26 protein-coding genes are annotated in these 25,591 nt (G+C 61.9%); 16 read left to right on the top strand and 10 right to left on the bottom strand.

Features of this window, described 5'->3' with window-relative positions:
- The first annotated feature begins 1 nt into the window (after position 1).
- The 7 genes from HELO_RS11010 (at position 2) to HELO_RS10980 (ending at position 8,046) form a co-directional block, all read left to right on the top strand.
- Positions 2–1,099 (top strand): ABC transporter ATP-binding protein, encoded by a 1,098-nt coding sequence (locus HELO_RS11010; protein WP_013332745.1) that lies wholly within the window; start codon positions 2–4, stop codon positions 1,097–1,099.
- Positions 1,096–1,977, top strand: a complete 882-nt coding sequence (locus tag HELO_RS11005) for a carbohydrate ABC transporter permease (RefSeq protein ID WP_013332744.1) — start codon at positions 1,096–1,098, stop codon at positions 1,975–1,977. The genes HELO_RS11010 and HELO_RS11005 overlap by 4 nt, the downstream gene beginning before the upstream one ends.
- A gap of 1 nt (position 1,978) precedes the next feature.
- Positions 1,979–2,872 (top strand): carbohydrate ABC transporter permease, encoded by an 894-nt coding sequence (locus HELO_RS11000; RefSeq protein WP_013332743.1) that lies wholly within the window; start codon positions 1,979–1,981, stop codon positions 2,870–2,872.
- Between the two features lie 11 nt (positions 2,873–2,883).
- Complete coding sequence (locus HELO_RS10995; RefSeq protein WP_013332742.1) at positions 2,884–3,156, top strand: DUF2160 domain-containing protein; 273 nt, start codon at positions 2,884–2,886, stop codon at positions 3,154–3,156.
- Between the two features lie 79 nt (positions 3,157–3,235).
- On the top strand, positions 3,236–4,972 hold the full coding sequence (locus tag HELO_RS10990) for an ABC transporter substrate-binding protein (RefSeq protein WP_013332741.1): 1,737 nt from the start codon (positions 3,236–3,238) through the stop codon (positions 4,970–4,972).
- A gap of 124 nt (positions 4,973–5,096) precedes the next feature.
- Positions 5,097–6,746, top strand: coding sequence for a glycerol-3-phosphate dehydrogenase/oxidase (locus tag HELO_RS10985; RefSeq protein WP_013332740.1), 1,650 nt, complete (start codon positions 5,097–5,099; stop codon positions 6,744–6,746).
- A 58-nt stretch (positions 6,747–6,804) separates the two neighbouring features.
- Positions 6,805–8,046 carry a uracil-xanthine permease family protein gene (locus HELO_RS10980; protein ID WP_013332739.1) on the top strand — a complete coding sequence of 414 codons (1,242 nt, stop codon included), beginning with the start codon at positions 6,805–6,807 and terminating at the stop codon, positions 8,044–8,046.
- Between the two features lie 32 nt (positions 8,047–8,078).
- Here HELO_RS10980 and HELO_RS10975 read toward each other — a convergent pair whose 3' ends face one another.
- A complete protein-coding gene (locus tag HELO_RS10975) occupies positions 8,079–8,681 on the bottom strand; it encodes a cupin domain-containing protein (RefSeq protein WP_013332738.1) in 603 nt (200 codons plus the stop codon).
- Between the two features lie 164 nt (positions 8,682–8,845).
- On the opposite strand from HELO_RS10975, the gene mobA reads away from it, so the two are divergent.
- The 6 genes from mobA (at position 8,846) to HELO_RS10945 (ending at position 12,898) form a co-directional block, all read left to right on the top strand.
- Positions 8,846–9,451, top strand: a complete 606-nt coding sequence (gene mobA, locus HELO_RS10970) for a molybdenum cofactor guanylyltransferase MobA (RefSeq protein ID WP_041602099.1) — start codon at positions 8,846–8,848, stop codon at positions 9,449–9,451.
- Entirely contained in the window at positions 9,448–10,029 is a 582-nt protein-coding gene (mobB, locus tag HELO_RS10965) for a molybdopterin-guanine dinucleotide biosynthesis protein B (protein WP_013332736.1), read from the top strand. The genes mobA and mobB overlap by 4 nt, the downstream gene beginning before the upstream one ends.
- Positions 10,030–10,099: 70 nt before the next feature.
- Positions 10,100–10,909, top strand: a complete 810-nt coding sequence (gene moaC, locus HELO_RS10960) for a cyclic pyranopterin monophosphate synthase MoaC (protein ID WP_041602098.1) — start codon at positions 10,100–10,102, stop codon at positions 10,907–10,909.
- Between the two features lie 4 nt (positions 10,910–10,913).
- Positions 10,914–11,369 (top strand): molybdopterin synthase catalytic subunit MoaE, encoded by a 456-nt coding sequence (moaE, locus tag HELO_RS10955; protein WP_013332734.1) that lies wholly within the window; start codon positions 10,914–10,916, stop codon positions 11,367–11,369.
- On the top strand, positions 11,366–12,358 hold the full coding sequence (moaA, locus tag HELO_RS10950; protein WP_013332733.1) for a GTP 3',8-cyclase MoaA: 993 nt from the start codon (positions 11,366–11,368) through the stop codon (positions 12,356–12,358). Before moaE ends, moaA begins: the two co-directional genes overlap by 4 nt.
- A gap of 240 nt (positions 12,359–12,598) precedes the next feature.
- Complete coding sequence (locus HELO_RS10945; RefSeq protein ID WP_013332732.1) at positions 12,599–12,898, top strand: H-NS family histone-like protein; 300 nt, start codon at positions 12,599–12,601, stop codon at positions 12,896–12,898.
- Between the two features lie 117 nt (positions 12,899–13,015).
- On the opposite strand, the gene HELO_RS10940 is transcribed toward HELO_RS10945, so the two are convergent.
- The gene (locus tag HELO_RS10940; protein ID WP_041602097.1) at positions 13,016–14,602 is read right to left on the bottom strand and encodes a ribonuclease J; all 1,587 of its coding nucleotides are present in this window, start codon (positions 14,600–14,602) and stop codon (positions 13,016–13,018) included.
- A gap of 228 nt (positions 14,603–14,830) precedes the next feature.
- Between HELO_RS10940 and purU the strand changes: the two genes are divergently transcribed.
- Entirely contained in the window at positions 14,831–15,685 is an 855-nt protein-coding gene (purU, locus tag HELO_RS10935; RefSeq protein WP_041602096.1) for a formyltetrahydrofolate deformylase, read from the top strand.
- A gap of 48 nt (positions 15,686–15,733) precedes the next feature.
- Here purU and dinB read toward each other — a convergent pair whose 3' ends face one another.
- Positions 15,734–16,780 (bottom strand): DNA polymerase IV, encoded by a 1,047-nt coding sequence (gene dinB, locus HELO_RS10930; protein ID WP_013332729.1) that lies wholly within the window; start codon positions 16,778–16,780, stop codon positions 15,734–15,736.
- Between the two features lie 24 nt (positions 16,781–16,804).
- Entirely contained in the window at positions 16,805–17,470 is a 666-nt protein-coding gene (gene lexA / locus HELO_RS10925; protein ID WP_013332728.1) for a transcriptional repressor LexA, read from the bottom strand.
- A 293-nt stretch (positions 17,471–17,763) separates the two neighbouring features.
- Here lexA and HELO_RS10920 point away from each other — a divergent pair, with 293 nt between their 5' ends.
- Complete coding sequence (locus tag HELO_RS10920) at positions 17,764–18,432, top strand: TetR/AcrR family transcriptional regulator (RefSeq protein WP_013332727.1); 669 nt, start codon at positions 17,764–17,766, stop codon at positions 18,430–18,432.
- Positions 18,433–18,470: 38 nt separating this feature from the next.
- Here the strand turns inward: HELO_RS10920 and HELO_RS10915 are convergent, their stop codons facing one another.
- Both HELO_RS10915 and pilB read right to left on the bottom strand, forming a co-directional pair.
- Positions 18,471–19,697: a type II secretion system F family protein gene (locus tag HELO_RS10915; protein ID WP_013332726.1), complete on the bottom strand. Its 1,227-nt coding sequence runs from the start codon at positions 19,695–19,697 to the stop codon at positions 18,471–18,473.
- 22 nt (positions 19,698–19,719) lie between these two features.
- On the bottom strand, positions 19,720–21,468 hold the full coding sequence (gene pilB, locus HELO_RS10910) for a type IV-A pilus assembly ATPase PilB (protein ID WP_232519594.1): 1,749 nt from the start codon (positions 21,466–21,468) through the stop codon (positions 19,720–19,722).
- A 260-nt stretch (positions 21,469–21,728) separates the two neighbouring features.
- Here pilB and HELO_RS19400 point away from each other — a divergent pair, with 260 nt between their 5' ends.
- Complete coding sequence (locus tag HELO_RS19400) at positions 21,729–22,187, top strand: pilin (RefSeq protein ID WP_013332724.1); 459 nt, start codon at positions 21,729–21,731, stop codon at positions 22,185–22,187.
- Between the two features lie 36 nt (positions 22,188–22,223).
- On the opposite strand, the gene HELO_RS10900 is transcribed toward HELO_RS19400, so the two are convergent.
- From HELO_RS10900 to HELO_RS10885, 4 genes are all read right to left on the bottom strand, one after another.
- A complete protein-coding gene (locus HELO_RS10900) occupies positions 22,224–22,940 on the bottom strand; it encodes a lipopolysaccharide kinase InaA family protein (protein WP_013332723.1) in 717 nt (238 codons plus the stop codon).
- A 189-nt stretch (positions 22,941–23,129) separates the two neighbouring features.
- Positions 23,130–23,549, bottom strand: a complete 420-nt coding sequence (locus HELO_RS10895; RefSeq protein WP_013332722.1) for a secondary thiamine-phosphate synthase enzyme YjbQ — start codon at positions 23,547–23,549, stop codon at positions 23,130–23,132.
- Between the two features lie 123 nt (positions 23,550–23,672).
- The gene (locus HELO_RS10890; protein ID WP_041602553.1) at positions 23,673–24,509 is read right to left on the bottom strand and encodes a sugar phosphate isomerase/epimerase family protein; all 837 of its coding nucleotides are present in this window, start codon (positions 24,507–24,509) and stop codon (positions 23,673–23,675) included.
- 74 nt (positions 24,510–24,583) lie between these two features.
- Complete coding sequence (locus HELO_RS10885) at positions 24,584–25,588, bottom strand: TRAP transporter substrate-binding protein (RefSeq protein ID WP_041602094.1); 1,005 nt, start codon at positions 25,586–25,588, stop codon at positions 24,584–24,586.
- Between the last annotated feature and the right edge of the window lie 3 nt (positions 25,589–25,591).

Here is a 25,591-nt window from a genome sequence, read left to right as displayed (position 1 = left end):
GATGGCGGAGATCACTCTGAAGGGGCTGGCGCACTCTTATGTGGCAGCACCGCGCGGTGCCGAGGACTACGCCATCCGCGAGATGGACCATGTCTGGCAGCAGGGCGGCGCCTATGCGCTGCTTGGTCCCTCGGGCTGCGGCAAGTCGACGCTGCTCAATATCATCTCGGGCCTGCTGTCTCCCTCCCGCGGCGAGGTGCTGTTCGATGGCCAGACGGTCAACGACCTGCCTCCCGAGGCGCGCAACATCGCCCAGGTTTTCCAGTTCCCGGTCGTCTACGACACCATGACGGTTCGCGACAATCTTGCCTTTCCGCTGCGCAATGTCGGCGCATCGGAGGCGCATGTTGCCGAGCGTGTGAAGGAAGTGGCCGAGGTTCTCGAGCTGACCGACCAACTCGGCCGCAAGGCCAAGAACCTCACCGCCGACGAGAAGCAGAAGGTGTCCATGGGGCGCGGTCTGGTGCGCGATGACGTCTCGGCGATCCTGTTCGATGAACCCCTGACCGTCATCGATCCGCAGCTCAAGTGGAAGTTGCGGCGCAAGCTCAAGGAGATCCACAAGCGCTTCGCCATCACCATGGTCTATGTCACGCACGATCAACTGGAGGCGTCGACCTTCGCCGACAAGATCGCGGTGATGTACGAAGGGCAGGTGGTGCAGTTCGGCACGCCAAGCGAGTTGTTCGAGACCCCCAACCACACCTTCGTCGGTTATTTCATCGGCAGCCCCGGCATGAACTTTCTCGATGTGGCCGTGCGTGACGGGCGCGTCATGGCCGGAGAAATTCCCTTGCCGGTCAGCGAAGCATTGTGCGCTGCGGTGGCCGAGGCGGAGACGACCAACGTCAAGCTGGGCATCCGTCCCGAATTCGTGGAGGTACACGACGCTCCGGTGGAGGGGGGCATGCAGGCCAGGGTGGAGCACATCCAGGATTTGGGCACCTACTCGATCATCGATCTGCGGCTCGGCGACATGCCGCTCAAGGCACGTATCGATGAGGACCAGCCGCCGCCCGGCGAGATTGCCTACCTGCGCTTCCCCGGCGAGCGCGTCGGTCTGTACGTCGATGAATTTCGCGTGGAGGTTCAAGCATGAACAAGGTCTATAACAACCGGGCCTGGTGGCTGATCCTGCCGATGCTGCTGCTGGTGGCCTTCTCGGCGATCATCCCGCTGATGACGGTGGTGAACTATTCGGTACAGGACGTCTTCGATGCCCAGACCCGTTATTTCACCGGCACGGAATGGTTCGTGCAGATGCTCAACGACCCGGTGCTGCAGTCCGCGCTGCTGCGCCAGTTCGCGTTTTCGCTGACCATCCTGGCCATCGAGGTGCCGCTCGGCATCGGCATCGCCTTGTTGATGCCCAAGCGGGGCTGGCGGGCCTCGGCGGTGCTGATCCTGGTGACCCTGCCGCTGCTGATTCCCTGGAACGTGGTGGGCAGCATCTGGCAGCTCTTCACGCGCGGCGACATCGGGCTGATGGGCTGGAGCCTGCGTGAGCTCGGTTACGGCTACAACATCACCAGCAGTCCGCTGGATGCCTGGGTGACCATCATCATCATGGATGTCTGGCACTGGACGCCATTGATCGCGCTGTTGTGCTACAGCGGCCTGAGGGCGATTCCCGAGGCCTACTATCAGGCGGCGCGGATCGACCGGGCCTCACGCTGGTCAGTGTTCCGCTACATCCAGCTGCCCAAGCTGACCAATGTGCTGGTGATCGGCATCCTGCTGCGGTTCATGCATTCCTTCATGATCTATGCCGAGCCATTCGTGCTCACCGGCGGCGGCCCCGGCAGCTCGACCACCTTTCTCAGCCAGTCGTTGGCGATCATGGCGACCGGCCAGTTCGATGTCGGACCCTCGGCGGCCTTCTCGCTGATCTACTTCCTGATCATCCTGCTGGTCAGTTGGGTCTTCTACACCGCGATCATGAACATGCAGAAAGACAAACAGAGTGGGGAGGCCTGAGATGAGCGATTCCATGCCCACGACTCCGGAGGCTGTGCGCACACGGGCCGCTACTGCCGATGCCCGGCGCCGCCGCAAGGCGCGCCCCCAGACGCGACGCTGGCGTCGGGGTCTGTTGATGGCCGCCTACATCGTTTTCGTGTTGCTGCCGATCTATTGGCTGCTGAACCTGTCCTTTCAGACCAACAACGAGATTCTCGGCGAGCTGACGCTCTGGCCGCAGAATTTCACGCTCGACAACTACGCCAATATCTTCGGTGATGCCAACTGGTACATGGGTTATGTGAATTCCATCGCCTATGTGCTGATGAACATGGCCATCAGCATGGTGGTGGCATTGCCCGCCGCCTATGCGTTCAGCCGCTATAAGTTCATCGGTGACAAGCACCTGTTCTTCTGGCTGCTGACCAACATGATGGCGCCGCCGGCGGTATTTCTGCTGCCGTATTTCCAGCTCTACTACACCGTGGGGCTGTTCGATACCCATGTCGCCGTGGCGCTGGCGCATTGCCTGTTCAATATCCCGTTGGCGGTCTGGATTCTTGAAGGCTTCATGAGCGGGGTGCCCAAGGAGATTGACGAAACCGCCTTCATCGACGGTTACAGCTTCCCGCGTTTCTTCGTGCGGATCTTCTTGCCGATGATTCGTTCGGGGATCGGCGTGACCCTGTTCTTCCTGTTCATGTTCTCCTGGGTCGAGCTGCTGCTGGCTCGCACCCTGACCTCGACGCAGGCCCAGCCGATCGCTTCGGTGATGACCCGAACCTCCACGGCCTCGGGCATCGATTGGGGTACGCTTTCCGCCGCCGGTGTGCTGACCATCGTGCCGGGCATCCTGGTGGTCTATTTCGTGCGCAACCACATCGCCAAGGGCTTTGCCCTGGGCCGTACCTGAAGGAGGGCATCATGGAATGGATGGTCTGGACCTTGCCCACGGCGCTGTTCTTCACCGCCATTGCGGCGATGCTGGCGGGCATGACCGTCTGGGAGGTCATCTCGCCGACGGTGGAACGCCGGGGCTTTCTGCCGATTGCCACGACGCGCGGTGATCGTTTCTTCATCTCGCTGCTCAGTGCCGCCTATATCCATTTGATCATCATCGGTTTCACCCCGCTCAGCGTCTGGGTCGCCCTGGGGATCTCGGTCCTCTGGATGCTGATACTGATGCGCTGGGGATGACTGGAAAGGAAACGGAGAGGAAAAAACGGGAACACGGAAACGCCATCAAGGACGATTCAACCACCAAGAAGAGGTCAATATGAAAGCGACAAGAACGCGACTCTCTCTACTGGCCGTCGGGGTCTTCCTGGCCAGCGGCCACCTGCACGCTGCCGAGGATACCAGTGCGACCATCGAACGCCTGGCGGACGAAGTCTTCCAGCATTCGACGCTCAGCCGCGAGGAAAAGATCGCTGAGCTGGAATGGTTCGCCAAGGCGGCCGAACCCTTCCGCGGCATGGAGATCAACACCGTGGCCGAGGGGCTGACCACGCATACCTATGAACGGGATGTGCTGGCCAAGGCCTTCCGCGAACTGACCGGTATCGAGCTCACGCACAACATCATCGGCGAGGGCGATGTCGTCCAGAACATGCAGACCCAGATGCAGTCGGGGCGCAATATCTACGACGGCTACGTCAACGATTCCGACGCCATCGGTACCCATATCCGCTATGGCGCTACCGTCAACCTGACCGAGGCGATGGCCAACGAGTGGAAGGATTACACGTTGCCGACCCTGGATCTCGATGACTTCCTCGGTATCCAGTACACCACCGGGCCGGACGGCAACCTGTATCAGTTGCCCGACCAGCAGTTCGCCAACCTCTACTGGTTCCGTTACGACTGGTTCCAGCGCGAGGACCTCCAGAAGCAATTCCGCGACATCTACGGCTACGATCTGGGCGTGCCGGTCAACTGGACGGCCTATGAAGATATCGCCGAGTTCTTCAGCGAGCATGTCGGTGAGCTCGACGGCCAGAAGGTCTATGGCCACATGGACTACGGTCGTCGCGACCCGTCGCTGGGCTGGCGTTTCCACGACTCCTGGCTCTCCATGGCCGGCATGGGCAGTCCCGGCGTGCCGTTCGGCAACCCGGTCGATGACTGGGGCATTCGTGTCGACGAACAGAGTCGCCCGGTGGGGGCCAGCGTGAGCCGTGGCGGTGCTACCAACTCGCCGGCTTCGGTGTTCGCGGTGACCAAGATGGTCGACTGGCTGCGCGACTATGCGCCGCCCGAGGCCCAGGGCATGACCTTCGGCGAGGCAGGGCCGGTGCCGGCGCAGGGCAATATCGCCCAGCAGATCTTCTGGTACACCGCCTTCACTGCCGACATGACCGATCCGGATGTGGCCGTGACCGATGATGAGGGCAATCCCAAGTGGCGCATGGCGCCGTCGCCGACCGGCCCATACTGGGAAGAGGGCATGAAGGTCGGCTACCAGGACGTGGGGGCCTGGACCTTCTTCAAGTCCACTCCCGAGGATCGTCGTACCGCAGCCTGGCTGTTCGCCCAGTTCACGGTCTCCAAGACGGTGTCGCTGGAGAAGCTGATGGCCGGCCTGACGCCGATTCGCGAGTCGGATATCTTCTCCGACCAGATGACCGAGATGGCGCCGAAACTGGGCGGTCTGGTGGAGTTCTATCGCAGCCCCAACGAGTCCATGTGGACGCCGTCTTCCACCAACGTGCCCGACTATCCGCGCATGGCACCGCTGTGGTGGCAGAACCTGTCGCCTGCGGTCAGCGGCGATATCTCGCCGCAGGAAGCGCTCGATAATCTGGCCGGCGATCTCGACAACATCATGCTGCGCCTGGCACGGGCCAAGGTGTTCTCGACCTTCGAACCCAAGCTCAACGAGGAGCGTGACCCCGAGTACTGGCTCTCCCAGCCGGGCGCGCCCAAGCCCAAGCTGGACGACGAGATGCCGCAAGGGAAGACGGTTCCCTACGACAAGATGATGGAGGATTGGATGGCCGCCGGTACACGCTGATGAATCCGGCCGGGGCTTGCGCCTCGGCCTTTCCGGAAACAATGGACAGTGTGATCGGTTGCCTGAACGGGAAGGCCCCGCTCGGCGACGCCGGGTGGGGTCTTTGTCTTTCAAGGGGCCTGATATGCAACTTCGTGATGACAATCTTCGCCGGCTGGATGAGAAAGTCTTCGATGTACTGATCGTCGGCGGCGGCATCAATGGTGCCTCGGCGGCCGCGGCGCTCAGCGGCAAGGGCGTCGATGTAGCGCTTATCGATCGCGGCGATTTCGCCGGTGGGACCAGCATGCATTCCTCCAATCTGGTGTGGGGAGGCATCAAGTACATGGAGAGCGGGGAGTTTTCCCTGGTGCGCAAGCTCTGCAAGAGCCGCAACCATCTGCTCGAGAACTATCCTTCCGCGGTACGCGAGATTCGCTTTCTGACGACCATCGAACGGGGCTTTCGTCACCATCCCCTGGTGCCCTGGCTCGGTACCTGGCTCTACTGGCTGATGGGCAGTGGCTTCACGCGCCTGCCGCATTACCTGCGCCCCGCGGCCCTCAAGGCCCGGGAGCCGGTCATTGAGACCGGAAATGCCCTGGGGGGATTCGAATATTCCGACGCCTATCTGCATGACAACGATGCGCGCTTCGTCTTCAACTTCGTGCGCAGCGCCCTGGATTATGGCGCCGTGGCTGCCAACTATGTCGAGTCGCTGGGCGCTCATCGAGAGGGCGATCTCTGGGTCGTGCGGGTGCATGACCGCATCGCTGGCAAGACCTTCGACGTACGCTCGCGGGTGCTGATCAATGCGGCCGGCCCCTGGGTCGACGAGCACAATCAGTTGACGCACCAGACCACCGAGCATCGTCACGTCTTTTCCAAGGGCATTCACCTGATCGTGCCCCGGCTGACCGAGAGTCGGCGGATCCTGGCCTTCTTCGACGACGATGGCCGCTTGTTCTTCGTCATTCCCATGGGGCCCCGCACCTGCATCGGGACGACCGACACCCGGGTCGACAGCCCCGAGGTCGAGGTCACCGACGAAGACGTGAGTTTCGTGCTCGACAACATCAACAAGCGATTGGCGCTGACGACGCCGCTGAACGAGCTGGATGTCATTGCCACCCGGTGCGGCGTGCGGCCATTGGCCGTCAAGCCGAATGGGGGAGGCGACCGCGACTTTCTCAATCTATCGCGCAAGCATGCCATCGACGTCGATGAGTCGGGGCGGCACCTGAGCATCTTCGGTGGCAAGCTCACCGATTGCTTGAACGTCGGCGAGGAGGTCGTGGCGACGGTGCAGCGGCTGGGTATCGAAGTGGCGTATCCCGACTATCGCTGGTATGGCGAGCCGCCGGCCTCGGTACGCGATGCTTTCCTGCATCGGGCGCACCTGATGGGGCTCGACGAGCTTACCGACGAACAGGCCATCGAACCCTTGAGCACGCGCCTGTGGCGACGCTACGGCCTGAAGGCCCTGGATCTGCTCGAGGCGATTCATCGGGATCCGCGCCAGGGCGAACGACTCATCGAGGGTGCCGACTATCTGCGTTGCGAGTTCGAGTTGATTCGGCGGCGTGAAATGGTCACGCGCCTCGAGGACTTCCTGAGACGGCGTTCCAAGGTCGAGCAGGTGGTGCCCCGGGCCATGCTGCGTGACTCGCCGGGCCTCGAGGAAGCCTGCACGATCCTGTTCGGCGAGGAGGCACAGCAGCGGTTGGCGGAGTACTGGTCGGCCGAGAGGGGAGAGATCGAAGCCGACTCCGTCCGCGGCAAGCTGCCCTCTTAACGGTCGGGGTTGCTAGAATGCCGCCCGTTTGCTTTCGCCCATACCAGGAGCCTCTCCGATGACCGACGATACGACGGCCCCGGCCATGCCGACCGATACCCCGCTGCGCACCTTGCTGGTGGGCGCGCAGATGCTTTTCGTGGCCTTTGGTGCCCTGGTGCTGGTGCCGCTGCTCACCGGTCTGGATCCGAATGTGGCGTTGTTCACTGCCGGTGTCGGCACCCTGGTCTTTCATGCTGTCACGGGTGCCAGCGTGCCGGTCTTCCTGGCGTCATCCTTCGCCTTCATCGCACCCATCCAGAGTTCTGTGGAAAGCTTCGGCATTCCCGCCACCCTGGGCGGCATGCTGGCGGCCGGTCTGGTCTATGTCCTCATTTCCCAACTGGTGAGGCTCAAGGGCACCGCCTGGCTGCATCGGCTGCTCCCGCCGGTGGTGGTCGGGCCGGTGATCATGGTCATCGGCCTGGCGCTGGCGCCGGTGGCGGTCGACATGGCGACCGGTCAGACCAGTGAAACCATCGGCTACGGGCGTGCCATCACCCTGTCCATGGCGAGCCTGCTGGTGACCCTGGTGCTGGCGGTCTTCGGCCGTGGCCTGATCCGCCTGGTACCGATCATGGGCGGCATCGTGACCGGCTATGCGCTGTCGATGATGATGGGCGTGGTGGATTTCACGCCGGTTCGCGAGGCGTCCTGGCTGGCGCTGCCCGAGTTCACGGCGCCGACCTTCCACTGGGCGGCGGTGCTGTTCATGATTCCGGTGGCCATTGCGCCGGCGGTGGAGCACATCGGCGACATGGTCGCCATTGGTTCGGTGACGCGCCGCCATTATCTCGAAAAGCCGGGTCTGCATCGCACCCTGCTGGGCGATGGCCTGGCGACCTGCACGGCGGCGCTGTTCGGGGGGCCGCCCAACACTACCTATTCCGAAGTGACCGGTGCCGTCACCCTGACGCGGGCCTTCAATCCGCGCATCATGCTGGTCACCGCTGCCATCGCCATCGTGCTGTCCTTCCTCGGCAAGCTGGGAGCCGTGTTGCAGACCATTCCGGCGCCGGTGATGGGGGGCATCATGACGCTGCTGTTCGGTTCCATCGCCGTGGTGGGCATGAATACCCTGGTGCGGGCGGGCAGCGCCTTGACCGCTTCGCGTAACCTGGTGGTGGTGTCGTTGATCCTGGTGTTCGGCATCGGCGGCATGCAATTCGGCGATGGTCAGTTCACCCTGCAGGGCGTGAGCCTCGCGGCGCTGGTCGGTATCGGGCTCAATTGGGTGTTGCCGCCTGAGCCCGAAGCCTGAGTGGGCACGTTGCAAGGGCTGAGAGTGGTGGCTCAGCCCTCGGCGCCGCTCTGCCCGTGGTGCAGTACCTCGCCGCCATCCGAGAAGGAGGGCGGGGTGTTGGCGCTGACGATCACGCATTCGGTGTCGCCGGCATTGCGGAAGCGGTGGGGGAGCCGGGAGTCGAAGTAGTAGGCATCGCCGGCCGAGAGGACCGCGACCTCGCCATTGACCGTGATTTCGATGTGGCCGGAGATGACCACGCCGCCTTCTTCGCCGTCGTGCTCGAGCATGTCCTCGCCGCTGTCGGCGCCGGGCGGGTAGCGCTCATGGAGTACCGACATGCGTCGATCGGGGCGGCGTGCCGCCACCAGGCGCCACGAGAGTACGCCATCGCCGATCTCGGTGAGTTCCTCGGCCCGGTAGAAGGGGCGAGGATGGCTGGGTTCCTCCCCGGCGAAGAAGGCGGTGATCGATACCGGCAAGGCGTCGAGTATTTTCTTCAGCGAGCTGACCGAGGGGCTGACGCTGTTCTGCTCGATCAGCGAGATGGTGCTGTTGGTGACCTGGGCGCGCTTGGCGAGTTCGCGCTGCGAGAGCTGTCGTTCCTGTCGGAGCTGGCGCAGACGCGCTCCGACATCGAATCCTTCTTCCATCCTGTGTCCCGTGAGCGGCGTTGCCGCCATCCTGCATTGTGGAAAATTCTTGACGCATGATACCCGCTCGAGTGCCTTCGGGTCACCATCGAGGCCCAGAGCCATGGCACCGAGCCGCTGGGTGAGGCATCATGGCTGAAGAGTTACCGAACGCAGGAGACGTCATGATCCGTCGCGACGACCTGACCGGCCTGGTGCTGGCCGGTGGTCGGGGAAGCCGCATGGGGGGACGCGACAAGGGCCTCGAGCTCTTTCTTGGTCGCCCCCTGGCTGCCCATGCCGGCGACGTGCTGCGTGACCACGTGAGCGAGCTGTTGATCACCGCCAATCGGCATCATGAGGACTATGCCTCGCTGGCCGACCGGGTCGTCGCTGATATCGAAGCCGGGTATCAGGGGCCGCTGATGGGCCTCTACAGTGGCCTGCGTGCCGCCCGCACTCCCTGGTTGGTAGTCGTGCCGTGCGATACGCCGGCTTTGCCGCCTTCGCTGGTCGACCGCCTGGTCGCCGGTATCGGCGAGGCCGACATTGCCGTCGCCCATGATGGACATCGTGCCCATCCGGTGGTGGCCCTGGTGCGTGTTGCCCTGGCCGATGACCTGGCGCATTGCCTGGTCGAGGGCGTGCGCAAGGTCGAAACCTGGCAGGCGCGGCATGAGCGCGTCTGGGTCGATGTTTCCGACTGCCCCGAGGCCTTCGCCAATCTCAACACCGATGCCGAGCGGCAGCGTCTGGCACATGAGCTCGGCAGGGAGGCGGCATCGCCATGACCGATGGAGTACCCGCGACACTGGCATTGCCCGAATCGCCCGCCTTGCTGGGCATCGCTGCCTGGAGCGGAACGGGCAAGACGACATTGCTCGAGCAATTGCTGCCCGCCTTGCGGCAGCGCGGCCTGCGAGTGGCAGTGATCAAGCATGCCCATCACGATTTCGACGTCGATCAACCGGGCAAGGATAGCCACCGTCTGCGTCAGGCCGGAGCGACACCGATGCTGGTGGCCTCCCGGGCGCGGATCGCGATGATGCTGGAAACCCCGGATCGCGAAGAAGCGGATCTGGCGCAACTGATCGAGATGGTGCGCCCGCAGTCGCCGGACCTGATCCTGGTGGAAGGCTTCAAGGCCTGGCCCTTGCCCAAGCTGGAATTGTACCGGAGCGAGCTGGGCAAGCCGCCGCGCGCTGCGGAGGATCCCTGGATCAAGGCCGTGGCCGCCAAGGGAGACGCGCCGCATCCGCCCGATGTCGAGCGGCTGGATCTCGACGACCTCGGTGCCCTGGTCGACTGGGTGGCGGCCTGGCCGTTACGCTGGCCCGACGAGCGTGCGCCGCGGACCGGGAAGGCATGACGTTATCCTGCTGCGAGGTCATCGACAAGGTGGCCATCCAATCTCTACCGTGACTGTAGGCATTGAATCCATGACCCTGACCCATCTCAACGCACGCGGCGAGGCCCGCATGGTCGATGTGGCCGACAAGCCCGAGAGTCGCCGGGAGGCCTGTGCCTCCGGCGTCATCCATATGCGGCAGGCAACATTGCAGTTGCTGGCCGAGGGCAACCTGCCCAAGGGCGATGTTCTGGCCACGGCGCGTATCGCCGCCATTCAGGCCGCCAAGCGCACCCATGAGCTGATCCCTCTGTGTCATGCGCTGCCCTTGTCCAAGGTCGAGGTCGACTTCCAGCTCGACGAAGCGGGAGGCGGGGTGCATGTCACCGCGCGCTGTCGGCTGAACGGTCGCACGGGCGTCGAGATGGAAGCGTTGACGGCGGTATCCGTGGCCTGCCTGACGCTCTACGATATGTGCAAGGCGGTGGACAAGGACATGGAAATCGGCGCCATCCACCTGGACGAGAAGAGTGGCGGTGCTTCCGGCGATTACCGTCGTGCGGCACCGGTCGAAGCTTCGCCTATCGTCACGGGGGAGGGTGCCAGCGGTGAAGTGTCCCTGGGCGTGCGCTGCGATCTGGGCGAGCCCTGCGTGCGCGTCAAGTGTCTGGCGGAGCTACGCGAGCGTCTCGGTGTCGGAGAAGTAGCGGTGCCCTTCGAACGGCTCGAGAGCGCCGACATCAATGGTCTCAAGGCGGTGCTGAAAGACATGGATGCGCGTTTTGCCGGACTCGACGAGGGGCGCGTACTGTGTGCCGTCAACCAGGTCATGGCGGGAGGCGCCACGCCGTTGACCGCCGATGACGAAGTGGCCTTCTTTCCCCCGGTTACCGGAGGCTGAGCGAATGATCCGCGTACAACAACAAGCTTTCGATGCGGGTGATGAGCAGAGGGACCTGCTGGCCGGACGGCACGATATCGGTGCGGTGGTCGGCTTCACGGGACTGGTGCGAGATTTCAACGAGCGCCCCGAAGTCCAGGCGCTGAGCCTCGAGCATTATCCGGGCATGACCGAGTCCGCATTGACCGAGATCGTCGCCGAGGCCGAGGCTCGCTGGCCGTTGCAGGACGTGCGACTGGTGCATCGTGTGGGGCGCCTCGAACCGGGAGATCCCATTGTCCTGGTACTGGTGGCCAGCGCACACCGACGCGCGGCCTTCGAAGCCTGCGATTTCATCATGGACTATCTCAAGACGCGCGCCCCTTTCTGGAAAAAGGAACACACCGCCAGTGGCGATTACTGGGTCGCCGAACGCGAGACCGACCATCGAGACGCCCGACGCTGGGAGACATCATCATGACCGACGAACTCATCGACGATTTCGGCAGACGGGTGAGCTATGTGCGCATCTCCGTCACGGATCGCTGTGACTTCCGCTGTGTGTATTGCATGAGCGAGGAGATGACGTTTCTGCCACGCGAACAGGTCCTGACACTCGAGGAGCTCAGTCTGGTTGCCAGGGCTTTCACCGAACTGGGGGTGGAGAAGATTCGCCTGACCGGTGGCGAGCCTCTGGTCAGACGCGACATCGATCGACTGGTAGCCGACATCGGCTCCTTGCCGGGTCTCAAGGACTTCGCCATGACGACCAATGGGGCAGGGCTCGGCAAGTACGCATCGCTCCTGCGCGAAGGAGGGCTTCAGCGTCTCAACATCAGCATCGATTCCCTGGACCCTGAGCGTTTTCGGCGGCTGACGCGGACTGGCAACTTGCACAAGGTCATCGATGGCATGCGTGCCGCACGCGAGGCTGGTTTCGAACGCATCAAGCTCAATGCCGTGATCCTCAAGGGGCGTAACGATGACGAGGTGATACCTCTGGTCGACTTCGCTCGTCGCGAAGGGGTCGATATCAGCTTCATCGAGGAAATGCCGCTCGGTGATGTATCCGATCATTCTCGTGCCGAAACCTACTGTTCGAGTGATGAAGTCCAGGCACTGATCGAACAGCAGCACGAGCTCATCCCCACCACCGAGACGACTCCGGGCCCGTCTCGCTATTTCCGCATGCCCGACAGCGATACCCGTATCGGCTTCATATCGCCGCATAGTCACAATTTTTGTTCTTCTTGCAATCGGGTGCGCGTGACGGTGGAAGGTCGTCTGCTGCTATGTCTGGGCAACGAGCATTCGGTCGATCTCAGGGAAGTGCTGCGACGTCATCCCGGCAATATTGACGAGCTCAAGAACGCCATCGTGGCGGCGATGCCCCTCAAGCCGGAGCGTCACCACTTCACCACCGATGGCGATGTACAAGTGGTTAGGTTCATGAACATGACCGGTGGCTGAAGTTTTCAGCCAGTTCGATTGTCCGTCTTTTATGGCCAATGATTGGATATATTTTTCCCAGGCTTTTCTTGCCAAACTTGCATTGACGAATATACTTTTGTTTAGGCCGGCCGATCGGCTTTTGGGGAAAACTGAATGGTCCGGTGCAACACGAGCTCGGCGGTCAAGCGAACATGCCGAGACTCGTGGAAGGTTCACTCAGCTTTTTCCGGCACGTCTAAATTCGTCATGGAGGGGGTAATGTCCAATCAAACCCTGGAGCGAATCGCTCGAAACAAGAATGTGGCACGCGCAGCGGCTCGCCAGTTGAGCATGGAACAACTGCACAAACTGGCCGAGGTGATCGGCGAGGTGATCGAGCAGAAGAACGACGAGGAAAAGCGCCGTCAGGAAGAAGAGGCGCAAAAGGCGCGCAAGCTTGCGGAAATTCGCGAGCAAATCAATGAAGCCGGTCTTTCCATTGATGACCTGGTGCCCGATCAGCCCAAGCGCAAGCGTGGGCGTCCGCCGAAGAATGCCAAGGATGCCGACAAGGCATGATGGGCATGTGAGCGAGAGGCATGGAAGGATAGGGTGGCGTTGAAGAAAACGCGCGTGCCGGAGACGAGCGCAAGACGCTTTCAGTCTGTACGGCGCAATAGTGCGCGAACTTCCCTGTTACTTCCCCACCGCGGCCTGGGTCTCCACTGCGAAGATCTGCAGGTGCACTTCGGGTACGCGGTGGAGATGGTCGGCTAACCAGGCCATCATGTCCGGGTAAAGGGCTTCACGCAGTTCCGCCAGGGAGTCTGCCTGGATATCATCCAGACATTCATCGATCCGGTCGGCCAGTTCCGTCTCGTCGAGGGGGCTGGCGTGGCTGTCGTCCAGCATGAGGCGGCCGATGCGTGTCCATCCCCATCCGCTGGCGGCCACGGAAATGGCCAGGAACAACTGGTCATGGCGTGCCGTGGATTCGCCTCCCGACCCCGCAACCGGGGCGATCTTGTCCTGATCGATGATGCGTGGTGTCAGTCGATAATGTCGCTGGAGGTGAAGGCCCTGGTCGTCCAGGCGGATCAGATCGCCATTGCGCGGCGTCAGCGGCGCTTCGATCGACATTTCGCTAGCGAGAGCCTGGTGGGCCTGCTGATGACGGGCCTCGCCATGTACCGGCAGCAGGTTGCACGGTGCAATCCAGTCGTAGAAGGTGCGCAACTCGTCCTGATAAGGGTGGCCCGATGCATGCAGTGCCGGCTGGTGCGTGTCGTCGAGCAAGCGGACGCCGGTCAGTCTCAGGGCATGCTTCAGGCGCTCGATGAGCCGTTCGTTGCCGGGAATGGCCCGGGCCGAGAAGATGACGCTGTCGCCCTCCATCAGCTCGAAATGCGGATGACGTCCTGCCGCCAGGCGTGACAGGGCGGCGCGCGGTTCGCCCTGGCTGCCGGTGGCGATCACCAGCACCTCATCGGGGGGCAGGTAGCCCAGGTCGTGTACCGGGACCAGGGCAGGAAAGTCCTCCAGATAGCCGAGCCCTTGAGCGATCCGCACCATGCGTTCCATGGAGCGCCCCATCAGGCTCACCCGTCGTCCGCAACGCTCGGCCGCCCGGCCGATCGCCAGAACCCGGTCGAGGTTGCTGGCAAAGCAACTGACCACCACGCGGCCGCTGAGGGCGGCGATGGCCTCTTCCAGGGCGTTCGCCACTTCGCTTTCGCTGCGCGAGTGTCCTGGCTCCGGGGCGCAGGTGGAATCGCCGACCACCAGGTCGACCGGCGCGATCGCCCGGTAGATATCGGCATCGATGGGGGCGCCGAGCAAGGGGGCGGGATCGAGCTTCCAGTCGCCGGTGTGCAGGATCCGACGTTCTCCGGCCTGTATCAGCAGAGCACAGCTTTCCGGTATCGAGTGCGTCAGGGGCAGGTAGCGCAGCGCGAAGTGGCCGATCTCGATCGCTTCCCCTGGCTCGATGACATGGATGGCATCGGTACGCAGGCCGCGTTCCGCGAACTTGCTGCGCAGCAGCCCGGCGGCGAGGGGAGTAGCGTGGATCGGGCAGCCCCATTGCGGCCAGAGCCAGGCCGCAGCACCGATATGGTCCTCGTGGCCATGGGTGATGACCAGGGCTTCCGGGGCGATGCCCAGAGTCTCGAGGGGAGTAAGGTCGGGTACTTGCAGGGGGCTGCCCGGCAGGTCCTGGCGAATCATCATGCCGCAGTCCACGGCGATCCAGCGGTCACGGTGTTCATAGAGCGTGAGGTTCATCCCGATCTCGCCACAGCCGCCCAGGGGGAGAAGATGAAGGGGGGCACGGCGGCGGGAACGGATCTGAACGCGGGGCTGGGGCATCGAGAGGGGCTGGGCAGTAAGTGTGATGTCCACTATACGGGATCGCTGCCATGCCCCACAATGCGCCGCTTCGTACCGTGTAGTGTTGGCCGGGTTTCGTTACAATGCCGCCTTCTGCTGTTATCCCAATGGAATGCTTTCGCGATGTCACATTATTATCGTCTGGTGATTTCCTGCCCTGATCGTCTGGGGATCGTGGCCCGTGTTTCCAGTTTCATCACCGGCCATGGCGGTTCCATCACCGAGGCCAGCCAGCATTCCGATTTCGAGTCCGGGCGTTTCTTCATGCGCTACGAAATCCTGGCCGATACCGTCGGCATGACGCCAGAGGCCTTGCGCGAGGCTTTCGAACCGATCGCCCGGGAATTCGACATGCAATGGGCACTCACCGATACCCGGCAGCGTCGTCGCGTGGTGCTGATGGTCTCCCGGGAAAGTCATTGCCTGGTGGATCTGCTTTACCGCTGGACCGCCGGTGAGCTCGACTGCGACATTGCAGCGGTGATCTCCAACCATGACGATCTGCGCAGTCTGGTGGAATGGCACGAGATTCCCTACCACCATGTGCCGGTACCGGCCGAAGACAAGGCGCCGGCGTTCGCCGAGATCGAGCAACTGGTCGAGTCGGCGGACGCCGACTGTGTGGTGCTGGCGCGCTACATGCAGATTCTCCCGCCGGGAATCTGCCAGCGCTATGCCGGACGCGTGCTCAATATCCATCACAGCTTTTTGCCGTCCTTCGCCGGTGCCAAGCCGTATCACCAGGCGTATCGACGAGGGGTGAAGCTGATTGGTGCCACCTGTCATTACGTGACCGAAGAGCTGGATGCCGGTCCCATCATCGAGCAGGACATTCACCGGGTCAGCCATTGCCATACGCCTAATGACCTGGTGCGGTTCGGCCGCGATGTCGAGAAGGCAGTGCTGGCGCGGGGCGTGCGTTGGCATCTGGAGGATCGTGTCTTGCTGCATGGTAACAAGACGGTGGTCTTTGCCTGAGATGTCGTCGCCCGTGACCTTTGTATACATCCTCTGAGACAGGATGGATTACAGCGGCAGCGGGAGCTGCTGGCGGGCTTCTTCGGGTATCAGGCGCGCGCCGACGCCGAGCAGCCTTACCGGGCGATGGGCGCGTGACCAGGCCTGTTCGAGCAACTGCGAGAAGCTTTCGGGAGCGGCTGGAAGACCGCGACTCTCCAGGGTGGTGAGACTGAAGTCGTCAAAACGTACCTTGACGAACAGACCGGCAAGGGGGGGCTGACCGTACCGGGCGAGTCGTTCCTTCAGGCGTTCGCACAGCGGCGCCAGTGCCTGCTGCGCACTGGAGAGGTCGGGCAGATCCTGTTCGAAGGTGGTCTCGACGCTGATCGACTTGCGCTCGCGTTCGGTACGCACCGGACGTTCGTCGATGCCCCGCGCGAGCTCGAACAGACGGCGTCCGAACTTGCCGAATTCGTCGATCAGGCGCTCGAAGGGCAAGCGTCTCAGGTCGGAGCAGGTGGCGATTCCCAGGGCCTCCAGCCGTGCCGCGGTGGCGGGGCCGACGCCGTGAAGCTTGTGCACCGGCAGCGTGGCAACGAAGGTGTCGACCTGTTCCGGGGGAATCACCGTGAGCCCGTCGGGTTTCTCCCAGTCGCTGGCGATCTTGGCCAGAAACTTGGCCGGTGCAACGCCCACCGAGACGGTGATGCCGGTGCGGGCCAGGCATTCCCGCTTGAGCCACTGGGCCATCCAGGTTGCGCTGCCCTGGAAATTCTCGACATCGGTGACATCCAGGAAAGCTTCGTCGAGCGACAGGGGTTCGATCACCGGCGTCAATTCGTGAAAAATGTCCTGGAGCTGTCGGGACACCGCCCGGTACTTGTCGAAGTCGCCGGGCAGCAGGGTCAGGTGAGGGCAGAGGCGCAACGCCCGGGCAGTGGGCATGGCCGAGTGGATGCCGTAGGCCCGGGCGGGGTAGTTGCAGGTGGCGATCACGCCGCGCTGTTCCCGCGTTCCGCCGATGGCCAGTGGAATGTCACGCAGCGCAGGATTGTCGCGCATCTCTACGGCGGCATAGAAGCAGTCGCAGTCGGCATGCAGTATCTTGCGCACGGCCGTCTCCGCTCCCCGCAGGCATCAGGCCAGGGCCTGGCCGTTGCCCCCGCGAATGACGCCCACACCGATACCCTCGATCTCCAGTTCCTGGTGGCGCAGGTCGACCTCGATGGGGGCGAAATCGGGATTCTCGGCTTCCAGGACCACCCGGTGGCCCTGGCGATGGAAGCGCTTGACGGTGACTTCCTCCTCGAGGCGTGCGACCACGATCTGGCCGTCGCGGATGCGTTCGGTGCGATGCACGGCGAGCAGGTCGCCTTCCAGGATGCCGATGTTCTGCATGGACAGGCCGCGTACCCGCAACAGGTAATCGGCGCGCGGGGTAAAGTATTCAGGAGGCAGCGGGCAGTAGCGATCGATGTGCTCGGTGGCGAGGATCGGGCTGCCGGCCGCGACTTCGCCGATGATGGGCAGCCCCTGGGAGGGCGTGCTGTCCGTGGCGGTGTCGCCGGCGGCCTGGGGGTCGGCCTCCTGCGCAGGCAGGCGGATGCCCCGCGATGTGCCGCGAATCACCCGGATGACCCCCTTGCGTTCCAGGGCCCGCAAATGCTCCTCGGCGGCGTTGGGCGAGCGAAAGCCGAGCGCGCGGGAGATTTCGGCCCGGGTCGGGGGATAGCCCAGCTCGTTCATGGTCTTGACGATGAAATCGAAGACGTTCTGCTGACGGGGCGTGAGGGAGCGAGTCATGCGACCTCCGGGTCGAGAACCTGTTCAAGGGACGGATCGGTGGGCCCGGGCTCTTATCCGAAAAGCCGCGAGCGCAGCCAGGATTCGGACAGCGTCAGATCCGACCGCCATGCTATTGGTCAAGTATACAGCATGGTGATCCATCCAGTAAAAGCGCATCCCATATCGCGACAACGACTCCTTAGCGAGGCAACGTTTAAAACGGTTCATAATTTGTGACATTGAGGCAGTGCGTGGCCTGTCGTACACTCGGGCCATATTCAAACAATTGTTTCCAACTTTGGACCCGATTCATGGCCCAGCCTGACACTGTCACGCGCATTCTCGATACCGCCGAAGTGCTGTTCGCCGAGCGTGGATTCGCCGAGACGTCATTGCGCAACATCACCAGCAAGGCCAAGGTCAATCTGGCCGCGGTGAATTACCACTTTGGCTCCAAGAAGTCGTTGATCCAGGCCGTTTTCGCGCGCTATCTGGACCCTTTCACCACACGCTTCCATGCCGCCCTTGACGAGCTGGAAGCACGACATCGCCAGGATGGCAGCGAGATTCCGCTCGAAGAACTGCTCGAGACCATGGCCCGCACCGTGCTCGAGGTGCCGGCGGAGCGCAATAGCCTGAAAGTGTTCATGCGCCTGCTGGGTCTGGCCTACAGCCAGGCCCAGGGCCATCTGCGTCGTTATATCCAGGAAGAGTACGGCAGTGTCTTCACGCGCTTCACCGAGTTGGTGAGGCGGGCGACGCCGGAGTTGCCCGATGCCGAACGCTTCTGGCGCCTGCATTTCGTGCTTGGCACGGTGATCTTCACGCTCTCGGGACTGGATGCGCTACGCGATATCGCCGAGCAGGATTATCACGAACATGTCTCGGTGCGTGACCTGGTACGGCGCCTGCGCCCCGTGGTGGTCTCGGCGATGCAGGCCCCGTTGCCCGAGCCGCCGGCGCAGCAGGAAGCGAGTTGATGCGGCTGCATTGAATGGGCGATGCGTAAAAGCATTGCTCAAATGGCGCCCCCGAGCGCGAAGATGGGCAGATACATGGCCACCACCAGTCCGCCGACCATCACGCCGAGAATCACGATGACGGCGGGTTCGAGCAATGAGGTCAGGACGTCGACACGGTCATCGACCTCTTGCTCGTAATGGTCGGCGATGCGCTCTAGCATCTGATCCAGGGTGCCTGATTCCTCGCCGATGGCGACCATCTGAGTCGCCAGCGCTGGAAAATGTCGGGAGTGGCGCATGGCGACATGCAGCGGCTGACCGTCGAGCACCTCGCGTCGAATGTGGCCGATGGCAGTGCTGAAGGTGCGATTCCCGGTAGCGCCGGCGGCACTTTCCAGCCCTTCCACCAGGGGCACGCCGGCGCCGAGGGTCGTTGCCAGTGTCCGGCAATATCGGGCCACGCAGGACTTGTCGAGGATATCGCCGAGCACCGGCAAGCCCAGGGCCAGTGCATGCAGGTGGCCGGCGAAAGCCGCAGAGCGTCGCTGCCCGGCGTGCACCAGCAGGGGCAGGCCGATCGCGAGGGCGAGTCCCCAGCCCCAGTAGTGCTGCACGGCCTGGGATAGCGACAGCGTCAAGCGCGTCAATGCCGGCAGTTCGGCACCGAAATCCCTGAACAGACCCTCGAAGCGCGGTACGACCTTGACCAGCAGCAGAGCGGCGACCGCTACGCCTGTGACGAGGACAACGGCCGGATACCAGAGCGCCCTGCGGACACGCCCCTGAAGCCTTTCGATTTTTTCCTTGTGGGTGGCCACGCGATCGAGCATGCGCTCCAGGGTGCCGGACTGTTCGCCGGCTGCCACCAGATGTATGAAGAGCCCTCCGAAGTGCCGGGGATGACGGCCCAGGGCCTCCGCCACGCTGGCGCCTTCGGTCACCTCCTTGCTCAGCGCTTCGACCAGAAGCCGCATGGCAGGCTTTTCGACACCCTTGGCGACAACGCCCAGGCCTTGCAGCACCGGAATGCCGGCGCGCAGCAGGGTGGCCATCTGGCGTGCAAAGAGCGTGATGTCGCGGGGGCCGATACGCCCCACGCGCGCGCCCATGCCCCGCTTGCGCTGGATGCGTCGGACGAGGATGCGTTGTTCGGCAAGGTGTCGCGCGACGTCTTCACGCCGCGTGGCGACGCTCTCGCCGGAAATGCGTCGGCCATCGGCATCCCGTCCCGCCCAGCGCCAACGGTACGGCCTGGGGGCATCACCGTGATGGGAATGGGGCATCGAGCCTCCGTGTCGTTTTGTCTCAATGATTGCCGGTCACGCGATGTACTTCGCCGAGACTGGTCAGTCCCTGCATGGCCTTGTCGATCCCGTCGTGCCATAAGCTCGGCTGGCCACTGCGGCGTGCCTGCTCTTCCAGTTCGGTGGCGGTGCCGCGATGCAGGATGCGTTCGCGCATTGCCGCGTCGATCGGCACGACTTCGTAGAGGCCGATGCGTCCCTTGAATCCCTGCGTGCAATAGCCGCAACCGACGGGGTCGTGGAGATCGGCGCGACAGGCCATGCGCGCGTCGATGCCGAGATCCAGCAGGGCCTGATGGTCCGGTCGCGTAGGCCGCTTGCAGCGCTCGCAGAGTCGGCGCGCCAGGCGCTGGGCGATGATCAGGCTCACCGAATCGGCGATATTGAAGGGCGCGATGCCCATGTCGACCAGTCGTGTCAGCGTCTGTGCCGCGGAATTGGTATGCAGCGTGGAAAGCACCAGGTGGCCGGTCTGGGATGCCTTGACGGCGATGTCCGCGGTTTCCCGGTCACGAATCTCGCCGACCATCATCACGTCCGGGTCCTGCCGCAGGAAGGCGCGCAGGGTGCTGGCGAAATCCAGCCCGATGCGTGGCTGGACATTGACCTGATTGATGCCTTCCAGCTTGATCTCGACCGGATCCTCGGCAGTACAGATGTTGCGGCTGGCCTCGTTGAGCCGTCCCAGCCCGCTATACAGCGTCACCGTCTTGCCGCTGCCGGTGGGGCCGGTGACCAGGATCATTCCCTGAGGGGAAGACAGGGCGCTTTCGTAGAGCTGCTGTTGTGCCGTGGTGAGGCCCAGTTGAGTGATGTTCCACTGCGCCGAAGTCGGGTCGAGCAAGCGCAGGACGATTTTTTCGCCATGCACGGTGGGCATGGTGTTGACGCGGAAATCGACACCGGGACCTCCGAGGTGGCGCCATTTGATGGCGCCATCCTGGGGAAGACGACGTTCCGAGATGTCCAGGCGCGCCATTACCTTGAGTCGGGCGGCAATGCGCGAGCGCATCGCGAAGGGAGGGTGTGCCACGTCATGCAGGATGCCGTCGATCCGCTGGCGAATGCGAAAGTGAGCTGCATAGGGTTCGAAGTGGATGTCCGAGGCACCGTGCCGGATGGCGTCCTGAAGGACTCCGTCGATAAAGGCCACCAGTGGCGCATCGTCGTGCGTCGCGCTGGATGTCGGGATCTCCTCCTCATGGCTCGTGCCCGGTGCTCCGGATATCGACTCCATGCGAGCCATTGCCGCAAGGGTACCGCTCGTGGAGCTGAGGTAGCGTTCCAGCCAGGCAGCGAGCTGATCCCTGGGTGCCAGGACGCCCTCGGGCGTCAGGCCGGTGGCGAAGCGTAGTTCATCGAGCTCGGCGAGTGTCGCGGGTTGACTCACGGCGACGCTGAGACGTCCGCCATGGCGACGCAGGGGCAGTACGCCGAGTCGACGCAACAGGGCTTCTGGATAGTCCGCGACGGGCGGCAGTTCGTCGAATTCCAGGGTATCCAGATCGACGAAGCCCAGCCCGTATTCCCTGGCGGCCGCCTCGGCGGCTTGCCACGCCGACACGGCCTCGGCATCGACGGCGAGCGTCAGTAGCGAGCATCCGCTGTGTCGGGCCTGCTGCTCCAGTCGCCGGGCCTCCCGGGCATCGAGCAGGCCGTCTTCGACCAGCCGACGAGCCAGGCCACCAAGGCCATCGGTGGGGCGATCGGGATTCCGGTCCATGTCGTCACACGCTGGATAGTCGCTCATGACGTCTCGCGATACGGCTGAGGATATCGCCGAGTCTAGGCAGTCAGTGTGTTCGCGGCCCGACGCTTTCTGCGGTGTCATGGCGACGAATTCACCGACTCCGCCATGCGAGATGACGACGCCGAAAAGCCAGAGAATCGTCCTTGTTGGCTTCGGGGCCGCTACCTACCGTCAAGACAGGAGCGGCAGACGTGGCTTGATGGGAGCAGCAAGCCACGAGTCTCCTGAGAAGAATGTCCAGCCAATCAGGGAGATGGACCATGGAAAGGGTCGAAAGTACTCAAGAAAATACTCAAGAAAGGGCGAGGGAAAGGGCGCAAGAAGGGCAGAAAGACGGAGCGACGGCGACCCTGGCGCCGCGTCAGTTAGGTTTCACTCTGATCGAACTGCTCATCGTGGTGGCGATCATCGGGATACTGGCGGCGGTTGCGGTGCCGCGTTACCAGGACTATACCGAGCGTGCAGAGCACAGCGCCGCGCTGTCGGAACTGAGTGCGGCGAAATTGCGCGTCTCGGTGAATATCGCCGAGGGACTGGAGGATCCCTGTGAAGACGTGGGCTGGGGCTGTAACGGTGATAGTGTGAGCGGCACCATCAAGAATACCTCGGACAATAACGACTCAGGCTCGAAAAACTTCCATCGCAATGCTGTGCTGGAATGGGATGCCACCAATGACAACGGCATTACCTGGACGCCGAATGACTGGGATGATGAGTGAGAGACGTTCACGGTGGCGCGATTCAATCCTGGCGGTTTACCTGGTCGGCTCGCCGGCCCAGAGCTCGGCGATACGACGCTCGGCGAGGGCTCGGTAGGCTTCGCCACGCAGCTTGCCGGCAGTCAGGGAGTCGCGAATGGCCGGCCAGTGGTCGCTGACCCGCCGTGGCAGGGGGCGGACATGGGCATCGAGCCAGGTCAAACGCCCCTGGTCGTCCACCAGGAGGTTGTTGAAGTGCAGGTCGCGATGCACGTAGCCAGCGTGGGCGAGTTGTACCACCTCACGGCAGAAGGTATCGAGCAAATGCCGGCGTCCCGTCTCATCGAGGGCATCGAAGACCTCGCCGCCTGTGCGGGCATCGTGCAGCCGCTCCATCAGCAACAGTGAAGGAGCCCGGTTGGCGGGATTGAAGGACAGGCCCCAGCCATGGCAATGGGGAACGCGCAGCCCAGCACGTTGCAGGATGCGCAAGCTGAGGAACTCCTTGCGGGCATCGGACTGCATCAACCAGCGTTTCTCGAGGTAGTCGTGCAACAACCACTTCAGCGGATGCCGCCTCTTGCTGAATTTATCCGGCACCACCTTGGCCAGGATGCGCTGATCCTGCGAGACATAGAAGCGACTGCTGCCCATGGCCTCGAAAGCTGCGGTAGTGGAGGTACTGGCCAGCCGCAGGCGATCCGGCAGGTCCCTCGGGCGAAAGACCAGATAACGGCGCCGGCGATCATCGAAGGGAATGTCGAGCAGTTTCACGAGCGGGCTCTTATAGCGTTACACACGACCCGCGCCGGGGCAGGCCGTGAGCAATGTCGGGATCGGCATGCCGAGACTTCACCCTGAAACGTCTGCCGATGCAAAGTTGCCTATTTTACCGCTTCGCGATGAGGTCGCCTAGCCGCGGCCGCCGGAGTGCCAATGGCTCCCGTGACGATGCCTGGCCTTTCACTCTCCGTTGAGGGTGGCGATCAGGCGCCGGGGCCCGCCATGGTCGCGATGTTCGCCGAACCAGACACCTTGCCAGGTACCAAGCGCCAGGCGGCCGTCACGCACGGCCAGGGTTAGCTGAGTACCGAACAGGCTCGCCGCGACATGGGCTGGCATGTCGTCCGGCCCTTCCAGCGTATGGCGGAAATAGGGAAGATCGCCCGGTATTCGGTCGCGCAGGAAGGCATCCATGTCGTGGCGCACATCGGGATCGGCGTTCTCGTTGAGAGTCAGCGAGGCCGAGGTATGCAATAGCTGCAGGTGCAGCAGACCAACCTGCAAGCTCGCTATGCGAGGAACCGCCTCGATGACCTCGTCGGTGATCAAGTGAAAGCCCCGCGAACGCGGCGCGAGGCGAATCTCTTGCTGGTCCCACATGATGGCTTTCCCTTGGTTGCACGGATATTCGCCGCAGGATAGGGGAAACCATACGACAGGGATAGGTATGCCCCCTATCCTTGGCACGCTCCAGTGCGGGTGATATCAGGACCCGCTAGATTTTCATGAGGTCGATTCGCAGGATTTCAGGAAATGAATGGCATCCTCGATATGCTCGGGGCTTGTTTCATCCAGAATGATATTGATGTGGGGACTAAGCTGCTGAATGATGAACTCATAGTCCATCAGTCCTTTCCCCACGGACGCGGGAACCAAGCGTCCTTCCGAGATGATGAAGTCCTTGGCGTGGATGACCGCTATGCGGTCTCCCCACAATGAGAAGGCTTCTCTCAATATTTCATTCTGTCGCTCGTGATTCTCCGCTGTCATGAGATTGACCGGGTCGAATATCACCTGAAGGTTGTTGGATTGCACCTCATCGAGCAAGCGTTTCATTGTCTCGGGAGAGTATATGGGATGATTGACACCCGGTTCGATACCTACGATGACACCGAATTTTTCGGCTTCCTCCACGAGCTCTCTTACACTTGATAAAACATCCTGGAATGGCTTCTCATGAAAGTTTTCTTCAGTGTATATGATGTCTGGGTTGACATTGCCTGTTTCGGTTCCAACGATTCCACAGCCGAAGTCTCTCGAAAAACGGATGTGCTCCTTGAATCTCGATAATGCAGAGTGCCGCTCTTCGGGGTCCGGATGAATTATGTTGGTGTAGCAGCCAAGAACAGCAATTTGGATATCGTGGCGCCGGAACGCTGACCCAATCAAGTAGGCCATTCCTGGGTTTAATGTCCCAGGCTTTATATCAAGGTCGAAAGACTTGTTCAGTGCTAACTGTACTGATCCAAGCCCTCGGCGGGCGATATCCTTTATCAGGCCTTCCATGGGCTGCTTGGGCAGGTCGTGTGCCCTGATTCCAATATTCAAGGTTGTGCTCATTTTCATTACTTCGGTGTTTTGTGTGTTGATGAAGAGATATTGCCAAGCGTTTCGGCAATATCTCTAGGGGAAGGTTACTGGTTGCTGCTGGTGTTTTTTATCTTTTGGTAAAGTGAATATTGTTCTGGATGGCTTTTTAGGTTGTCATACATCGGTTGTACGGCATCCTGGAAAGGTGAAATATCCACTTCATTGATCTCAACGTTAAAGTCATCCTTGATACTTTTTCTCGCTTCCTCGACGGATTGAGACCACTGTTCAAGCTGAAATTGAATCGACTCATCGATAGCCGACATGACGGCTTCACGCTGTGGATCCGTCAAGCTGGAAAGCGTGTTACTGTTGAAAAGAATGATGTCGGGGATTCTAGTGTGACCATCGAGGGTGTAGTAGTTGACCACCTCTCCATGGCGTGCCGCAGTCAATGCGAATTCATTGTTTTCCGCGCCATCAAGAATACCCTGTTGTAGTGCGGTGTATACCTCCTCCTGGGACATCACAACGGGCGAAGCTCCAAGCAGCTTCATGGTGTTGATGGCCTTTTCGCTCTGCATGACCCGAATTTTTTTACCTTCCAGATCAGAGACTTCGTGGATTGGCTCATCTGTTGTGTAAAAATTTCGTTGTCCAGAGTCGTACCAGCCAACACCCACGAATCCTTGGTCCTTTGTCGACTGATATACGTCATTCATGATGTCAGGATTGCTCATTACATCATGAAAGTGCTTCTCTCCATCGAATAAATAAGGCATGGAGAAGACGCTGTAAAGTGGTGAAAAGCTTCCCATGAGCCCGCCGGAGACCTTGGTCATATCGATTGCGCCGGTCTGCAGGAGCTCGACGAGTTCGCTTTCTCCACCTAGTTGGCTATCGGGGAAGTAGGTGACGCTTATTGAGCCTCCTGACTTCTCCTCGACGAGTGAGCCGAACTTGGCTAGCGCATCTTTTACAGGTTGGGAGTTTTGGGCATATGCTAGTTTGATATTAACTTTGTTTTCGGCATGAACCGCTGATGCTCCAAGAGAGAGGGCGGTAAGCGTGGCAGCCAAAAACGCCTTTGTATGAGCTGGTTTAGTCATGAC

It is taken from the genome of Halomonas elongata DSM 2581, from assembly GCF_000196875.2.
Classification (GTDB): Bacteria; Pseudomonadota; Gammaproteobacteria; order Pseudomonadales; family Halomonadaceae; genus Halomonas; species Halomonas elongata.
This window is presented reverse-complemented; position numbering and strand designations above follow the sequence as displayed.

What these genes read in the sequence shown, in the direction of transcription:
- HELO_RS11010 (WP_013332745.1), top strand. Translation starts at nt 2, where the DNA reads ATGGCGGAGATCACTCTGAAGGGGCTGGCGCACTCTTATGTGGCAGCA.
- HELO_RS11005 (WP_013332744.1), top strand. Translation starts at nt 1,096, where the DNA reads ATGAACAAGGTCTATAACAACCGGGCCTGGTGGCTGATCCTGCCGATG.
- HELO_RS11000 (WP_013332743.1), top strand. Translation starts at nt 1,979, where the DNA reads ATGAGCGATTCCATGCCCACGACTCCGGAGGCTGTGCGCACACGGGCC.
- HELO_RS10995 (WP_013332742.1), top strand. Translation starts at nt 2,884, where the DNA reads ATGGAATGGATGGTCTGGACCTTGCCCACGGCGCTGTTCTTCACCGCC.
- HELO_RS10990 (WP_013332741.1), top strand. Translation starts at nt 3,236, where the DNA reads ATGAAAGCGACAAGAACGCGACTCTCTCTACTGGCCGTCGGGGTCTTC.
- HELO_RS10985 (WP_013332740.1), top strand. Translation starts at nt 5,097, where the DNA reads ATGCAACTTCGTGATGACAATCTTCGCCGGCTGGATGAGAAAGTCTTC.
- HELO_RS10980 (WP_013332739.1), top strand. Translation starts at nt 6,805, where the DNA reads ATGACCGACGATACGACGGCCCCGGCCATGCCGACCGATACCCCGCTG.
- HELO_RS10975 (WP_013332738.1), bottom strand. Translation starts at nt 8,681, where the DNA reads ATGGAAGAAGGATTCGATGTCGGAGCGCGTCTGCGCCAGCTCCGACAG.
- mobA (WP_041602099.1), top strand. Translation starts at nt 8,846, where the DNA reads ATGATCCGTCGCGACGACCTGACCGGCCTGGTGCTGGCCGGTGGTCGG.
- mobB (WP_013332736.1), top strand. Translation starts at nt 9,448, where the DNA reads ATGACCGATGGAGTACCCGCGACACTGGCATTGCCCGAATCGCCCGCC.
- moaC (WP_041602098.1), top strand. Translation starts at nt 10,100, where the DNA reads ATGACCCTGACCCATCTCAACGCACGCGGCGAGGCCCGCATGGTCGAT.
- moaE (WP_013332734.1), top strand. Translation starts at nt 10,914, where the DNA reads ATGATCCGCGTACAACAACAAGCTTTCGATGCGGGTGATGAGCAGAGG.
- moaA (WP_013332733.1), top strand. Translation starts at nt 11,366, where the DNA reads ATGACCGACGAACTCATCGACGATTTCGGCAGACGGGTGAGCTATGTG.
- HELO_RS10945 (WP_013332732.1), top strand. Translation starts at nt 12,599, where the DNA reads ATGTCCAATCAAACCCTGGAGCGAATCGCTCGAAACAAGAATGTGGCA.
- HELO_RS10940 (WP_041602097.1), bottom strand. Translation starts at nt 14,602, where the DNA reads ATGAACCTCACGCTCTATGAACACCGTGACCGCTGGATCGCCGTGGAC.
- purU (WP_041602096.1), top strand. Translation starts at nt 14,831, where the DNA reads ATGTCACATTATTATCGTCTGGTGATTTCCTGCCCTGATCGTCTGGGG.
- lexA (WP_013332728.1), bottom strand. Translation starts at nt 17,470, where the DNA reads ATGACTCGCTCCCTCACGCCCCGTCAGCAGAACGTCTTCGATTTCATC.
- HELO_RS10920 (WP_013332727.1), top strand. Translation starts at nt 17,764, where the DNA reads ATGGCCCAGCCTGACACTGTCACGCGCATTCTCGATACCGCCGAAGTG.
- HELO_RS10915 (WP_013332726.1), bottom strand. Translation starts at nt 19,697, where the DNA reads ATGCCCCATTCCCATCACGGTGATGCCCCCAGGCCGTACCGTTGGCGC.
- pilB (WP_232519594.1), bottom strand. Translation starts at nt 21,468, where the DNA reads ATGAGCGACTATCCAGCGTGTGACGACATGGACCGGAATCCCGATCGC.
- HELO_RS19400 (WP_013332724.1), top strand. Translation starts at nt 21,729, where the DNA reads ATGGAAAGGGTCGAAAGTACTCAAGAAAATACTCAAGAAAGGGCGAGG.
- HELO_RS10895 (WP_013332722.1), bottom strand. Translation starts at nt 23,549, where the DNA reads ATGTGGGACCAGCAAGAGATTCGCCTCGCGCCGCGTTCGCGGGGCTTT.
- HELO_RS10890 (WP_041602553.1), bottom strand. Translation starts at nt 24,509, where the DNA reads ATGAGCACAACCTTGAATATTGGAATCAGGGCACACGACCTGCCCAAG.
- HELO_RS10885 (WP_041602094.1), bottom strand. Translation starts at nt 25,588, where the DNA reads ATGACTAAACCAGCTCATACAAAGGCGTTTTTGGCTGCCACGCTTACC.